Source organism: Wolbachia endosymbiont (group B) of Xylocampa areola, from assembly GCF_964028205.1.
GTDB lineage: Bacteria > Pseudomonadota > Alphaproteobacteria > Rickettsiales > Anaplasmataceae > Wolbachia.
Genome location: NZ_OZ034771.1, coordinates 976,533 through 990,119, shown reverse-complemented (window position 1 = coordinate 990,119; position 13,587 = coordinate 976,533). Strand labels below are relative to the sequence as shown.

The following is a 13,587-nucleotide window of genomic DNA, read 5'->3' as shown; positions in this document are numbered from 1 at the left end:
TTACTAAATAGTTTATTCTGATGTTCCGTAGTCTAAGTAAAGTACTTAAGGTATAGATTCTTTGTTTTTGTGTGTTATCCTGGTTAACAAGAATTCGCAGTAGTATTATAATGAGTAAGTTAAAAAAGCTTAGTGCTGGACTTTCTTTGACAGGCCTAATTGGTAGTGATGATATAGATATGCAAAGGGCAGGAAATAGAAAGAAGAAATATCAATTTTTGGATAAGACGTTCGCATGGATTGATGCGATGATAAATTTTATTTTTAAACGTGAGAGTAATAACGTAAATGAAGTCCTAAAAGTCACATGGGGACCACTATTTTTTGGTTTAGTGGTGATATTCATCTTTTTTGGAATAGGTGGTATTTGGTCAGCTATAGCTCCAATTGACGGAGCAGTGCATGCAAGTGGAGAAGTTATTGTCTCTTCAAATAGAAAAATAGTGCAACACTTGGGTGGGGGAATAATAAGCAAAATTTTAGTAAAAGAAGGTCAAGCAGTTAAAAAAGATGAGCCTTTAGTTTTATTAAGTGATGTTAACGAAAAGGCAAATTTGAGTATAATTAAAGAAAAACTCTTATCACTTTTGGCAACTGAAGCAAGACTTATTGCAATCAGGGGAGACTTAGATACGCTAGAATTTTCTGATGAGGTTAAAAGATTATCTAACGATGAACTTGTAAATAAAGCGATAAAGAATCAGGTAAAGTTGTTCAACTCTCAGAGAAAGAGTATATTAGGAAAAACTGACATACTGCAACAACGTATAAAGCAGTTAAATGATGAATTAGCAGGGCTAAATTTTCAACTAAATGCAGCCCATAAGCAATATGACTTGATAACTGAGGAGTTAGAAACAAAAAGACAATTACTTGATAGTGGCCATATAAGCAAACCACACATTTTAGCTTTAGAAAAACAGTTTGCTGAAATTGAGGGTAGAGTTGGACATTACCGTTCTGCAATATCTCAAGTACAGCAAAAGATTGGAGAAAATGAGTTAGAGATTATAAATGTGAAGAATGATGCTCAAGAAAGAGCAAATGCTGAGCTTAAGGAAGTTAATACATCTATTGCAGACTTAAAAGAGAGGCTGATGGTTGCTGAAGATTCGTTAGCACGTACAATAATTAAATCACCTCAAGATGGTATAGTTACAGATATAAGATACCACACTGAAGGTGGTGTTATACAATCTGGAGTCCCAATCCTGAGTATAGTACCATCAGATGATGATCTAATAATAGATGCTAAAGTTCTAACCAGAAACATAGAAGAGATACTGTCAGCAAAAAAGAAAGATAGCAATATAGTCTCTATCGACGGACTAGAAGGGCTGAAAGTTAAAGTAAGGCTGAGCGCTTATAGTGCACGTCGCTTAAGTTTAATTAACGGTATAGTAAACCATATTTCCCCTGATGCTCTTGATGATCCAAGGATGGGGCGTTATTATTCAGTGCGAGTGGTGATACCAAAATCAGAACTTGCTCAATTTAAAAACGTATACCTATATCCTGGTATGCCAGTAGAAGTATATATAGTTACTCAATCTCGCACTCTTTTATCGTTCTTGTTTACACCTATAATTGCAACATTCGATAGATCTTTCATAGAGAGATAATTTATTTGGCTTTTCTAGAAAATTTGTTTACAGAGTTTGATATGCAAAAAAATTTACACACAAGTAGTGTATTATTTTATAATTATTTTCTATAATATGTAAATCTTTGATTTAAGATGCAAATGCTAACGTAAACATTAAAGGTTAATTAGTAAACTCAGCTGTATAATAGAATTAAAGGAATTAGTAAGATTTTTACCTCAATGAATTATAAATAGGCAAACTTACTTAAAGTTTAATAGTGTCTGTTACTGCTTTTAGGTGTGAGGCTAGAGGGTTATTAGCAATAACAGACACTATTAAACTTATTATAGAACTTCCTTAAAGTAAATACTTAACTTAAAATATTATAATATTTTAACTTAAAATAGATTCATGTAAATGCTTTTTCCTCAAGTTAGTATCGTATTATTATATTTATTAAATGCTAAAAAAACATTAATCATCATTTACTTTTGATTCAATATTTAGCAAAACACTTGTGTAAATTCTATAATCTCTGTTTGCATAGTAAGTGTATATATATTATTATACAGTTAGTTTTACAGCAAAAAATATGGTGAAGTTACTTGCATTATTGATAATGTTTTACTCAAATATATCAATTGCTTCTGCTCCTACTTCTTGGCAATTTGGATTTCCTGCGCCTGCAACTGAGATAATGGAGGTTGTAGTTAAGTCACATTCGTTTGTGATGAGTGTAATGATTGCAATTATGCTTTTTGTATGGGCCCTGCTTGCTTATGTAGTATTTCGCTTTCGTAAGGGCAAAGTGAAAAATGTCAGTAAAATAACTCATAATATCTTTGTAGAAATTATCTGGTTTGTTATACCAACGATTATTGTTGGGGTATTGGCTTTTAAAAATGCTGAATTAATTAAACTACAGGAGAAAGTGCCAAAAGCTGACATAACACTAAAAGTTATTGGTCATCAATGGTATTGGAGTTACAAGTACCCAGAATATCAAGGTATTTCATTTGACAGCTATATAAAAGGAAAAGAAGACCTTACCGAAAGAGATTTAAAACTATTCTCTGTTGATAATAACGTTATTTTACCTATCAATACTAATATTCGTTTACAAGTGACAGCAGGAGATGTAATACATAGCTGGGGAATACCTGCTTTTGGTATAAAAATTGATGCAATACCAGGTAGGCTGAATGAAGCATGGTTTAACGTTACAAAGCCCGGTATTTATTATGGGCAATGTTATGAACTATGTGGTCAAGGTCATGGATTTATGCCAATTGTTGTTGAAGCAGTGAGTAAAGAAGATTTTAATAAGTGGATTGAAGATAAAAAATTAGTAAGTTAAGTTTGGAGTATAGATATGAGTGATGTACCAAAAGGTATAAGACGTTGGCTGTTTTCTACTAATCACAAAGATATAGGGACACTATACATTATTTTTTCCATATTAGCTGGAATTATTGGTGGATTATTATCGGTAATTATTCGTACTCAGCTAATGCACATTAATATACTTAACAATAATTACCAGCTATATAACGTAATGATTACAGGGCATGCGGTAATAATGGTGTTTTTTATGATAATGCCAGCCTTAATGGGAGGATTTGGTAATTGGTTCGTACCTCTCATGATTGGTGCACCAGATATGGCATTTCCTCGTATGAATAATTTAAGTTTTTGGTTGTTAGTTTCATCTTTTATTTTGCTTATCCTCTCGGTATTTGCTGGCGAAGGTCCTGGAACAGGATGGACTTTATACCCACCTCTATCGCAAATCATGTCTCACCCAAGTGCAGGAGTTGATCTTGCTATACTTGCACTTCATGTTGCTGGTATGTCATCAATTGTTGGGGCGATCAACTTTATAGTTACCATATTCAATATGCGTGCAAAAGGTATGTCACTAACTAAGATACCACTATTTGTTTGGTCTATTTTACTCACGTCATTTATGTTAATTGTTGCCTTACCGGTACTTGCTGGTGCTATAACTATGCTGCTCACTGATCGTAATATAGGTACCTCCTTTTTTGATCCTGCTGGTGGTGGTGATCCTGTGTTATTTCAACATCTGTTTTGGTTTTTTGGTCATCCAGAAGTTTACATAATTATTTTTCCTGCATTTGGTATCATCAGTCAGATTGTGTCAACTTTTTCTCATAGGCCAGTATTTGGTTATATGGGAATGGTTTATGCCATGATAGGAATAGCAACGTTTGGCTTCATGGTTTGGGCTCACCATATGTTTACTGTTGGGCTTAGCGAGGATGCTGCTATATTTTTTAGCACTAGCACAATTTTCATTGGTGTTATAACTGGTGTAAAAGTCTTTAGTTGGATTGCAACTATGTGGGGTGGAGCGATTGAATTGAAGACACCAATGCTGTTTGCATTAGGTTTTATTTTCATGTTTGTTGGAGGTGGTATAACCGGAATAATTCTTTCTCACGGTGGAATAGATAAGCTTTTGCACGATACCTATTATGTCGTTGCTCACTTTCACTATGTCATGTCGCTTGCTGCATTATTTGGAGCTTTCGCCGGTTTTTATTATTGGATAGGCAAAATGTCAGGTAAGCAATATAACGAGTGTTTAGGAAAGATACACTTTTGGCTCACTTTTATTAGCACCAATGTCACTTTCTTACCCCAGCATTTCCTGGGATTAGCAGGTATGCCAAGGCGTATACCTGATTATCCCGACGCGTTTATCCCTTGGAATTATATATCCTCAATTGGCTCATATATGTCCTTTGTTTCAGTTATGTTTTTTGTATTTATAGTTATACATCTCTTTAAGTGGGGCAAAAAAAATGGAGATAATCCTTGGGGGGGTGATACCTTAGAGTGGACGGTATCTTCACCACCACCTTTTCATACTTTCGAAAAGCCACCAGTGGTAAAATAAAGTGTATATAAGTGCTTTGTTAAACGTTGAATCGACAATATTGGACTTTTGGCATTTGCTGAAGCCAAGGATAATGTACCTTGTAGTGTTTACTGCAATTGCTGGAATGGTTGCTGCACCAGGTAGCATTCATCCTTTCCTTGCACTAATATCTCTTATGTGCATTGCTCTTGGTTCAGGATCTGCAGGTGCAATAAATATGTGGTATGACAGAGATATAGACTTGGTTATGGAGAGGACAAAAAATCGTCCTATACCTTCAGGTAGAGTTTTTGCAGAAAGCGCGCTTGAGTTTGGCATAACTATTGGAATATTGTCAGTATTTATCATGGCAATAGCAGTAAATTATATTTCTGCTGCTTTACTTGCAGTTAGCATATTATTTTACGTTTTCGTATATACAATTTGGCTAAAAAGGCGTACTCCGCAGAATATCGTTATCGGTGGTGCAGCAGGTGCTTTTCCTCCAATGATTGGCTGGGCGGTTGTAACTGACTCTGTAAGTTGGGAAAGTTTTATTCTATTTTTAATAATTTTTATGTGGACTCCACCACATTTTTGGGCTCTATCTTTAAATAGATCTGAGGACTATGTAAAAGCATCGATACCAATGTTTAATGTTATCCATGGACCGAAAAAGACAAGAAAACATATATTAATTTATAGTATATTGTTGGTATTAACTAGCTTACTCCCAGCACTATTTTTGAAAAAGTCATTATTCTACCTCAGTATGGCAATTATTGAAGGTTGCGTTTTTATTTGGTTTGCCATATCAGTTATAAGGCTTAAGAATCATAGCTCGCAGAAAAAAATGTTTTCTTACTCAATTTCTTATCTATTTTCTCTATTTGCTAGTATTATTTTTTGTTCTATTGACTTATTTTAACTATGAAAGAACATAAAAACTATCTTTTACTTTCTCTTCTAATAATGCTCGTTGTAGCACTTTTTTTTATTTCCATAATAAAATTTAAAGGTGCGGCTTAAATTGCCTCTATATCTATAAAAATTGTGATTTTATAGAAGCAACGATATACTTTATTAATTCACTACAGTTAAAGATGAAGAAAAAGGAAGTGACAATATACACAGATGGAGCATGCTCTGGTAACCCAGGGACAGGAGGGTGGGCAGCAATCATATTATTTCAAAATCATAGAAAGAACATCTGTGGTAGAGAAGAAAATACTACAAATAATAAAATGGAGTTAACAGCAGTGATCAATGGACTGAAGGTATTAAAATTTCCTTGTAATATCAGTTTGTATACGGATAGCCTCTATATTAAATACGGTATAACAGAATGGATAAATAAGTGGAAAATGAACGGCTGGAAGACAAGTAATAAGAAGTCAGTAAAAAATATAGAATTATGGAAAGAATTAGATAATGCTGCTTTGCAACACGAAATTAATTGGAATTGGGTGAAAGCGCATAATGGTGACAAATACAATGAGGAAGCTGATATTCTAGCAAGAAAAGCAATAATCAATGCTTAAAAAAATTACTATATCATTTTCTATAATTTTATTATTTATATCCTGCTTCTTTATCTTTTTTAAAGGTGAGGGACCTCTAGAAATCAATATTAGTTATATTAATTTTTATATAAAGAAAAAAATATTAAAGATATTTACCAATTCGGATGTCAGCATGGAGAGTACTTCGGTTATTTGGCATCAAGATGGCAAGCTAGTCATTACAGATTTAAAAATAACAAATCCTGATTTTACAATAGAAGTTCCTGAGCTTTTCGTACACTTTAAGTTAAGTTCCAAAAAGTTCTCTCAGGTTTTAGCTGATAATGTACACATATATATCAAGAGGGAGGAGAGCAAAGAGATAACATCTGTAATGACAGAGAAGATGAGTAGTACAAAAAATCTGCTAAAGACAATAAGAAAATTTTTTTTCTACTTCAATGCAGACTCAAGGATTAAAATTACTAACATTGCTATCAATAAAAGCATGGAAGGTGAATTTTTTATTGATAAAGTATATGTAGGGAAGGGGGAAGATTTCAATGTTTTGGATATTCGTGTCCATACAAAAGAAGGTAAAGGGTTTCTAGATGATTTATCCATTACGATAAAAAACCGTAATAATTTACTAAATTTCTATGGAACATTCTATAACCTAAAGTTGGGGCTATTTAACGAATTTTCCACACTAGTTAAAAGTTACAATTTGGACAAAGAAATAGGATTCAAAGGAAACTTTTCAATTAGAATTAATGGAAAGGATGAAGTTGTGGACGGAAACATATACGTGTTAAATACAGAGAGTCACTCAGGTAAAAACTTAGCCTTGACTAATGTAAATGTAAATTTGACATATAGTGATGAAATCATTAGCATAAAAAACTTTCATTTTAAGTTAAATGATACTTACCTTTCTTTGATTGGTAAAATGAACTTTGGCACAAATCATGCTTTGCTTAGAGTTAATATTAGTAAACTTGTTGCAAAAGATTTATGTACTTATGTACCAGATGGTCTAGTGAACAATGAATTTAGAAAGTGGTATTGTAATAATATTGATGGGAATATTATAAATACAATTATAAGTTTTAACGGTAAAATCGATAGTTTAATAAATGATGATCTGTCAGGTATTGTAATTGTTGCTGATATAGAAAATGGCAGCGTTCAATTTGATGAGGATTTTGAACGAGTAGAGAACTTGAACGGTGAGTTAACCCTCAAGGATAACAATCTCAAAATTATTGTAAATAGCGCTAAGTTCCAGAATTTCAATATTGATGGTGGCGAAATTGAGATGCAATCTCTTAATAAAGAGGATTCTGTTCTCACAATTAATGGTCAGGCTGTAAGTGATGCTTATGGGTTATATGAACCTATAAAATTTAAGCTGGATGATATGATGAAGATTACAAGGGACAGTATAGGTGGAATAGCAAAATCTGTATTCAGTTTTCACATTTTTAATTTAAATGCTGATGATAAAAAAGTAGATTTTTTAGCCAAATTTCATTCTGAAATTGATAATTTTGTCGCGTATAATGGCAGTCTTGGTAAATATGAGATTAAGCTTGATTTCGGCGGAGATTTTATTGATTTAAATGGCAGTGGTATGGTAAATAATACACAGCTGCTATTTGACCTCAAAAGTAGCAATAAAAATGAAAATTTTGCCTGGAGTTTGACTGGAGATTTGCCTGCTCAAATACTTAATTTCGGTGATGGCTATATCAATGCAAATATAGAGTCAGTAATGTATCAAGACAAAACAGGGTATGTTAATGGTAATATAGATTTATCAGAGCTCGAGTTGCGTTCAAGCTACTTAGGGTGGAAAAACCATTTTGAAGATCACAATGAAGTTTTATTTTCTACAAGGCTAAAAGGAGTAGGTAAGTTACTAATAGATAAACTAGATGTTGTAGGAAATGATCTAGACATAAAATTTAGCGGAAGAGTAGAAAATGGAAATCTATATTTAAATTCTAGCAACTTTAAATTACCTGATAATAATTTTAGTATAGAAATTGAATCAGGTAAGGAGAAAAATGCCATAACTATTCACGGTGAGAAAATCAACTTAAGTGATGTGTTAGGTTTACTTGGCAAAGATAGTAATCGATTAAATAACAAAATAGAAGTTACTATGAATGTTGATAATATAATTATGAAAGAAGGAATTATCATAAAAGATGCTAAGCTAAATGTAACTTGTGCTAAAGGTGATTGTAGTGGAAGTCAATTCACAGGACAGTTTTTAGAAGATAACAGTAATATACTAGTAGAACATAGTGAAATAGGGCTTGAAATATATTCGGATAATTCAGGTATGCTTTTGCGTTCTTTAGGTATTGGTAAATCAGTTAAAAATGGCAAATTATCTCTTTATCTATCTTCTAAGAGAGAAAATGGAGAACATTATGGTATGTTATCTATCAGCAATTTCTATATCAAAGATGCTCCACTGCTTACCACTTTATTATCAATGTCTTCACTGCCTGGTATTGTAAATGCTATAAAGAACGAAGGTGTACATTTTTATAAGTGTAATGCACCTTTTTCATATAAAGATGGCACTGTTGAAATTGAAGAATCTTGGCTTGAAGGAGCGGAACTAGGCATTAGCACTAGTGGTACGCTCGATATTAAGGGTTATAAATTCCAGGTTGAAGGACAAGTAATACCGGCATACTCAATTAACAAATCTTTGTTGAAAATCCCTATAATCGGAAAACTTCTGACTGGTGGAAAGAGTAGGGGGATTATTTCAATAGACTACAAAGCAAATGGTGATGATAAAAACAACAACGTATCTGTTAATCCTATCTCTTCGCTAACCCCAAGCTTACTTAAGAGGTTATTAGGAGTATTTGATCGTATTATGACAAAAAGTAATAAAAGCATTTTAAAAGGTAGTTTGAAGAAGAAATTTAGCTCAATATGACCAGAAGAAAAGTTGTTTATTGATGTTTAGTTAGATGGTAAACGTTAGATACAACAAACAGAGGAAGTTAGATAAAATAATTAAGGGAACAAGAATATAAAGGTTTAACTTGAAGTAACCGGATAAAATCTGAGTCACACTTCCAAGTGCTGGTACCCACGAAAGCAATGCAACTGCACAAATCAGTAGGTGCCTTACAATTTTTGGTGTTTTGTCTTCATTCTCTAATTTGTGATGTGATCTTCTGATAAAAATTGTTATTCTACCTAAATACCAGTTAGCTATTCCACCAAGACTGGATCCTAATACTCCAAAAAGTAATATAAGTAGTTGATCGTAGTTTGACCTAAAGCATAACATAGTGTAAAGTACAAAACCTTGATGTATGGGTAAGATAAGCGATGATACTAGGCTATCTATAAACAATAGGAGATAATTTTCCATACCAAGTTGTTGTACCATCTTCGTTGTCAGAAATTGTAACCCCCATTTGTTTCAATTGCTCTCTTATTTTGTCTGCAGTATCATAATCTTTATTTTGTTTTGCTACTTTTCTTAAGTCTATCAACCTTTCTATTTCTTGATGACTCACACCACTTGCAAACCACTCTTGATAACTTGACTCAAGAATACCAATGAACCTTGCGCTTTTAACAAACTTCTTAGTTAATTTGAGCTTCTCATATTCATTACTTGTCTTATTGATTTCTGTAGCCATTTCATGCAATATGGCTACAGCTTCAGGAATGTTTAAATCGTTTTTCAAAGCCTCTATAAAATCTTTAGAGACTTCTGTATCACTTTCCTCAATACATGTACTACGTAATAACCGATAAAACTTGTTTAAAGTTTCTTGCGACTCAGAGATAACATTTTCTGTCCAATCAAGTGGTTTTCTGTAGTGAGTTTTAAGCAGCGCATAACGTATTACTTCACCCTTTATTCCACTATCTAACAAATCCCTTACTTTGACTATATTAAATAAGGATTTGCTCATTTTCTCTTCATTTACCGTAAGAAACCCGTTGTGTACCCAATATTTTGCAAACGTTGACTCAGCAAATGCAGATTTACTCTGTGCAATTTCATTCTCATGATGAGGAAATTGCAAGTCTATACCCCCACCGTGAATGTCAAAATCTTTGCCAAGGTAAGCATATGACATTGCTGAACATTCTATATGCCACCCTGGTCTTCCCTCTCCCCATGGACTATTCCAGTGACTTGAAAGTTTATAGTCAGTTTCGTTTGCAGGTTTCCAAAGTACGAAGTCTCCTGGGTGTTTTTTATTTTCACCAACTTCAACTCTACTACCGTAGTTTAATTCATCAATTTTTTTTCCTGATAAAACGCCGTATTCAGGGTAAGATTCTACACTAAAATATACATGTTTATTGGATTCATAAGCATGACCAGCTTGCAGCAAAGACTCAATTAACTTGATAATGTTATCTATGTTTTCCGTTGCTTTTGGTTCATATGTTGGTTCTGCACAATTTATGCTTTCCATGTCTTCATGAAAAGTTTTAGTGTAATATTTGCTAATGCTTTCTATATTACTATTTTTCTCATTTGCTGCATTGATTATCTTGTCATCGATGTCGGTTATATTACGCACATAAGTAACTTTTCCATAACAAAATTTAAGCAGTCGAAATAATACATCGTAAACAACAATAGAACGTGCATTACCTATATGTGCTGTATCATATACTGTTGGCCCACAAACGTACATTTTTATATGATCTTTATCGATCGGTGTAAAGGGCTCTTTTTTTTTTGTTAAAGTGTTGTAAAGCTTAACCATATACAAAGCTTTTTAGAAAAGAAAATGCTCCAAATATAAGCTGTGGTCCTTTAACTATTACGACAAGAGTAAGTAATAACCCACACAATGATACTAATACTCCCATTATAGAGAGAAATCCATCTTTGCTCATGATACCCAGTGAAATGAGAGTTGTACCAATTGCAGGAATGAAGTTAGTTAAAGGAAGTGGGATTGCTATCGATAATGCACAAAGCAGCATTATAAATGCTAAAATATTTTCACCAGGACCACGAAAAATGAAAGACATTCTTGGTTTCATGAACTTTTCTATTTTTTTTAATGTAGGTGAAGTTTTCTCTACCACGAGAGCTAGTGTTGAACGTTGAAAAGATTTCCTTTCTAGCCAATTAGGCATCCAAGGAGAATCAAACCCAAATAGAAGCTGCAGTGAAAATAAGATTAAAGGTATAGAAAGAATGGTTGTATAGCCAGGTGGAACAGGTATAGGTACTGATAGCGGTAAAGAGAAGATGATTATTAAAATACCAAAACCACGCTCATGTAAAGCTGTTTTAATATCAAATAATGTTACTTTATCATTATCGTTATTATTAGTATCTGCAACCTCTTTTAGAATATCAGAGGCCAATTTTTTATCTTCAGTCAATTTCACACTTTTTTCCACAGTTACCCTTTAATAACAATATAACTTCTAACTAACATAGTTATTGCTATATTTCAATATCGATTATTCATTTCATGCTGTACTTCATTCTTTTATTAAAGTGTTGTAAAGCTTTTAAGTTATAAGGCTTTTAAGAAGAGAAAGTGTTCCGGCTATAAGTTTTGGTCCTTTAACTATTACAATAAGGGTAACCAATAACGCACAGAATGAAACTAACACTCCTAACGTAGATAAAAATCCATCTTTACCCATAATGCCGAGTGAAATAAGAGTTATACCAATTGCAGGAAGGAAGTGAGTAAAAGGTAATGGAAGAGCTATTATTATTGCACAAAGCAACATCATAAAAGCTAGAATCTTTTCACCCGGACCAAGAAAAATAAAAGACATTCTTGGTTTCATGAACTTTTCTATTTTTTTTAATATAGGTGAAGTTTTCTCTACCACGAGAGCTAGTGTTGAACGTTGAAAAGATTTCCTTTCTAGCCAATTAGGCATCCAAGGAGAATCAAACCCAAATAGAAGCTGCAGTGAAAATAAGATTAAAGGTATAGAAAGAATGGTTGTATAGCCAGGTGGAACAGGTATAGGTACTGATAGCGGTAAAGAGAAGATGATTATTAAAATACCAAAACCGCGCTCATGTAAAGCTGTTTTGATGTCGAACAATGTTACTTTATCACTATCGTTGTTATTGGTATCTGCAACCTCTTTTAGAATATCAGAGGCCAATTTTTTATCTTCAGTCAATTTCTCACTTTCTTCCACGATTAACCTTTAATAACATTCTAACTAACATAATTATTACTGTACTTCAATCATACCTCTTCAATTCTTTAGCCTTGTTTAAACAAATGACACGCACTTTAGTGCGTGTCACGAAACATAAGGAAGCTAACGATCTGGTTCATTAGATGATAGTTTCTCTGAATCCTTAAGTTCTTGTTTAAGGTTTTTAATGCCTTTGCCTAAATCACCCATAACTTGTGGTAACCTACCTGCACCAAACAGAACTAAGATTATTATTAAGACTAGAAACAGCTGCCATGGACCTAAACTCATTTGTACCTCCGTTGAAAATATTAACTTTTAGGTATTAAAACTTGACTGAAGCCAAGTGATACATAAATTATATCACTTTTATTAAATTATAAATCAAGAGTTTTTAATTATCTTATAATAGTTTTAGCCTAACATTAAGTTTAGTTTAGCTGTAGAGTAAAAGGAAGCTCACTAAAAAATTTTGCTAACGTATCATCTTTAGGTCTGTGGTATATGTAGCTAGGAACTCCTGATTGAATAATTTTACCATTTTTCATCACGTAAATAAAATCTGCAACTTTCAACGCTTCTTGCGGATCATGAGTTACCATGAGTACAGGAATATTTTTGCTTCTAAAAAGTGACAATATATGGTGCCTTATTCGATATTTGAGCAGTATATCTAAATTAGAAAATGGTTCATCGAGCAAAACAACATCAGGATTTTGCGCCATTACTCTTGCTATTGCAACTAATTGTTGCTGTCCTCCTGATAAAGCATGAGGGTACATGTTTTCATATTTTTCTATATTAAATAGCTTTAAGATTTCCAATGCAGTAAGGTATTTTTCTTTCTTAGAAGTACTGCAAATAGCAAAAGTTATATTTTCTATTACTGTTTTATGAGGAAATAATGCAGAATGCTGAAAAATCAATCCGATATTTCTACGCTCTATAGCAATTGACACTTTGTTACTTGCAACTAATTTATCATTTATAACAATGGTTCCAGATTTTGGATTTTCTATTCCTGCGATTAATTTTAGAATTGTTGACTTGCCACAGCCAGAATGACCTAGTAAACAGGCAACACTTCCTTTCTTCACTTGAATGTTGATGTTGCTTAAAGCAAAGCCATCTTGATTACTATAAAAGTAACTAATATTGTTAACTAGCATTAATCTTTCAATTGGAATCGTATTATTAAATATAACAGTATTACATTCAAGAAATACAGAAATATTTTTTATTATTGTGAATTAATTGTACAGGGTGCCTAGAAAAATGCGAGACTTTTTGCTATAATTTTGCATAAATAGCAGAAGACATGGGACTATAGCTCAGTAGGATAGAGCGTTGGATTCCTAATCCGAAGGCCGTGCGTTCGAATCGCACTAGTCCCACTTAATCTTAATAAAGTAGAAGAAACTAA

12 protein-coding genes and 1 tRNA gene are annotated in these 13,587 nt (G+C 33.0%); 7 read left to right on the top strand and 6 right to left on the bottom strand.

Translation table 11 applies throughout. The features are described from left to right. The first annotated feature begins 110 nt into the window (after nucleotides 1-110). The 6 genes from ABWU35_RS04835 to ABWU35_RS04810 all read left to right on the top strand — a co-directional run bounded on the left by ABWU35_RS04835 (nucleotide 111) and on the right by ABWU35_RS04810 (nucleotide 8,937). Nucleotides 111-1,622, top strand: coding sequence for an HlyD family type I secretion periplasmic adaptor subunit (locus tag ABWU35_RS04835; protein ID WP_007302760.1), 1,512 nt, complete (start codon nucleotides 111-113; stop codon nucleotides 1,620-1,622). A gap of 556 nt (nucleotides 1,623-2,178) precedes the next feature. Continuing rightward, a complete protein-coding gene (coxB, locus tag ABWU35_RS04830; protein ID WP_007302761.1) occupies nucleotides 2,179-2,943 on the top strand; it encodes a cytochrome c oxidase subunit II in 765 nt (254 codons plus the stop codon). Between the two features lie 15 nt (nucleotides 2,944-2,958). Continuing rightward, nucleotides 2,959-4,509 carry a cytochrome c oxidase subunit I gene (gene ctaD, locus ABWU35_RS04825; protein ID WP_019236326.1) on the top strand — a complete coding sequence of 517 codons (1,551 nt, stop codon included), beginning with the start codon at nucleotides 2,959-2,961 and terminating at the stop codon, nucleotides 4,507-4,509. Between the two features lies 1 nt (nucleotide 4,510). Further along, nucleotides 4,511-5,398 carry a heme o synthase gene (locus ABWU35_RS04820; protein WP_007302763.1) on the top strand — a complete coding sequence of 296 codons (888 nt, stop codon included), beginning with the start codon at nucleotides 4,511-4,513 and terminating at the stop codon, nucleotides 5,396-5,398. Between the two features lie 175 nt (nucleotides 5,399-5,573). Further along, a complete protein-coding gene (gene rnhA / locus ABWU35_RS04815) occupies nucleotides 5,574-6,011 on the top strand; it encodes a ribonuclease HI (RefSeq protein WP_007302764.1) in 438 nt (145 codons plus the stop codon). Beyond that, entirely contained in the window at nucleotides 6,004-8,937 is a 2,934-nt protein-coding gene (locus tag ABWU35_RS04810; protein WP_007302765.1) for an AsmA-like C-terminal domain-containing protein, read from the top strand. Before rnhA ends, ABWU35_RS04810 begins: the two co-directional genes overlap by 8 nt. 30 nt (nucleotides 8,938-8,967) lie before the next feature. Here ABWU35_RS04810 and ABWU35_RS06145 read toward each other — a convergent pair whose 3' ends face one another. From ABWU35_RS06145 to ABWU35_RS04785, 6 genes are all read right to left on the bottom strand, one after another. After that, the gene (locus ABWU35_RS06145; RefSeq protein WP_012481730.1) at nucleotides 8,968-9,381 is read right to left on the bottom strand and encodes a YqaA family protein; all 414 of its coding nucleotides are present in this window, start codon (nucleotides 9,379-9,381) and stop codon (nucleotides 8,968-8,970) included. Beyond that, nucleotides 9,350-10,744, bottom strand: a complete 1,395-nt coding sequence (gene cysS, locus ABWU35_RS04805) for a cysteine--tRNA ligase (protein WP_012481729.1) — start codon at nucleotides 10,742-10,744, stop codon at nucleotides 9,350-9,352. The genes ABWU35_RS06145 and cysS overlap by 32 nt, the downstream gene beginning before the upstream one ends. Next, a complete protein-coding gene (locus tag ABWU35_RS04800) occupies nucleotides 10,737-11,393 on the bottom strand; it encodes an exopolysaccharide biosynthesis protein (RefSeq protein WP_007302767.1) in 657 nt (218 codons plus the stop codon). Before ABWU35_RS04800 ends, cysS begins: the two co-directional genes overlap by 8 nt. 114 nt (nucleotides 11,394-11,507) lie before the next feature. Then, a complete protein-coding gene (locus tag ABWU35_RS04795) occupies nucleotides 11,508-12,161 on the bottom strand; it encodes an exopolysaccharide biosynthesis protein (protein WP_007302768.1) in 654 nt (217 codons plus the stop codon). A 126-nt stretch (nucleotides 12,162-12,287) separates the two neighbouring features. Further along, nucleotides 12,288-12,455: a twin-arginine translocase TatA/TatE family subunit gene (locus ABWU35_RS04790; RefSeq protein WP_006013840.1), complete on the bottom strand. Its 168-nt coding sequence runs from the start codon at nucleotides 12,453-12,455 to the stop codon at nucleotides 12,288-12,290. A 140-nt stretch (nucleotides 12,456-12,595) separates the two neighbouring features. After that, the gene (locus ABWU35_RS04785; protein ID WP_007302769.1) at nucleotides 12,596-13,333 is read right to left on the bottom strand and encodes an ABC transporter ATP-binding protein; all 738 of its coding nucleotides are present in this window, start codon (nucleotides 13,331-13,333) and stop codon (nucleotides 12,596-12,598) included. Nucleotides 13,334-13,484: 151 nt separating this feature from the next. On the opposite strand from ABWU35_RS04785, the gene ABWU35_RS04780 reads away from it, so the two are divergent. After that, nucleotides 13,485-13,558, top strand: a tRNA-Arg gene (locus ABWU35_RS04780). Nucleotides 13,559-13,587 lie beyond the last annotated feature (29 nt).

Bases quoted from the DNA above. Each gene is read 5' to 3' on its own strand.
- ABWU35_RS04835 (WP_007302760.1), top strand. From the start codon at position 111: ATGAGTAAGTTAAAAAAGCTTAGTGCTGGACTTTCTTTGACAGGCCTA.
- coxB (WP_007302761.1), top strand. From the start codon at position 2,179: ATGGTGAAGTTACTTGCATTATTGATAATGTTTTACTCAAATATATCA.
- ctaD (WP_019236326.1), top strand. From the start codon at position 2,959: ATGAGTGATGTACCAAAAGGTATAAGACGTTGGCTGTTTTCTACTAAT.
- rnhA (WP_007302764.1), top strand. From the start codon at position 5,574: ATGAAGAAAAAGGAAGTGACAATATACACAGATGGAGCATGCTCTGGT.
- ABWU35_RS04810 (WP_007302765.1), top strand. From the start codon at position 6,004: ATGCTTAAAAAAATTACTATATCATTTTCTATAATTTTATTATTTATA.
- ABWU35_RS06145 (WP_012481730.1), bottom strand. From the start codon at position 9,381: ATGGAAAATTATCTCCTATTGTTTATAGATAGCCTAGTATCATCGCTT.
- cysS (WP_012481729.1), bottom strand. From the start codon at position 10,744: ATGGTTAAGCTTTACAACACTTTAACAAAAAAAAAAGAGCCCTTTACA.
- ABWU35_RS04790 (WP_006013840.1), bottom strand. From the start codon at position 12,455: ATGAGTTTAGGTCCATGGCAGCTGTTTCTAGTCTTAATAATAATCTTA.
- ABWU35_RS04785 (WP_007302769.1), bottom strand. From the start codon at position 13,333: ATGCTAGTTAACAATATTAGTTACTTTTATAGTAATCAAGATGGCTTT.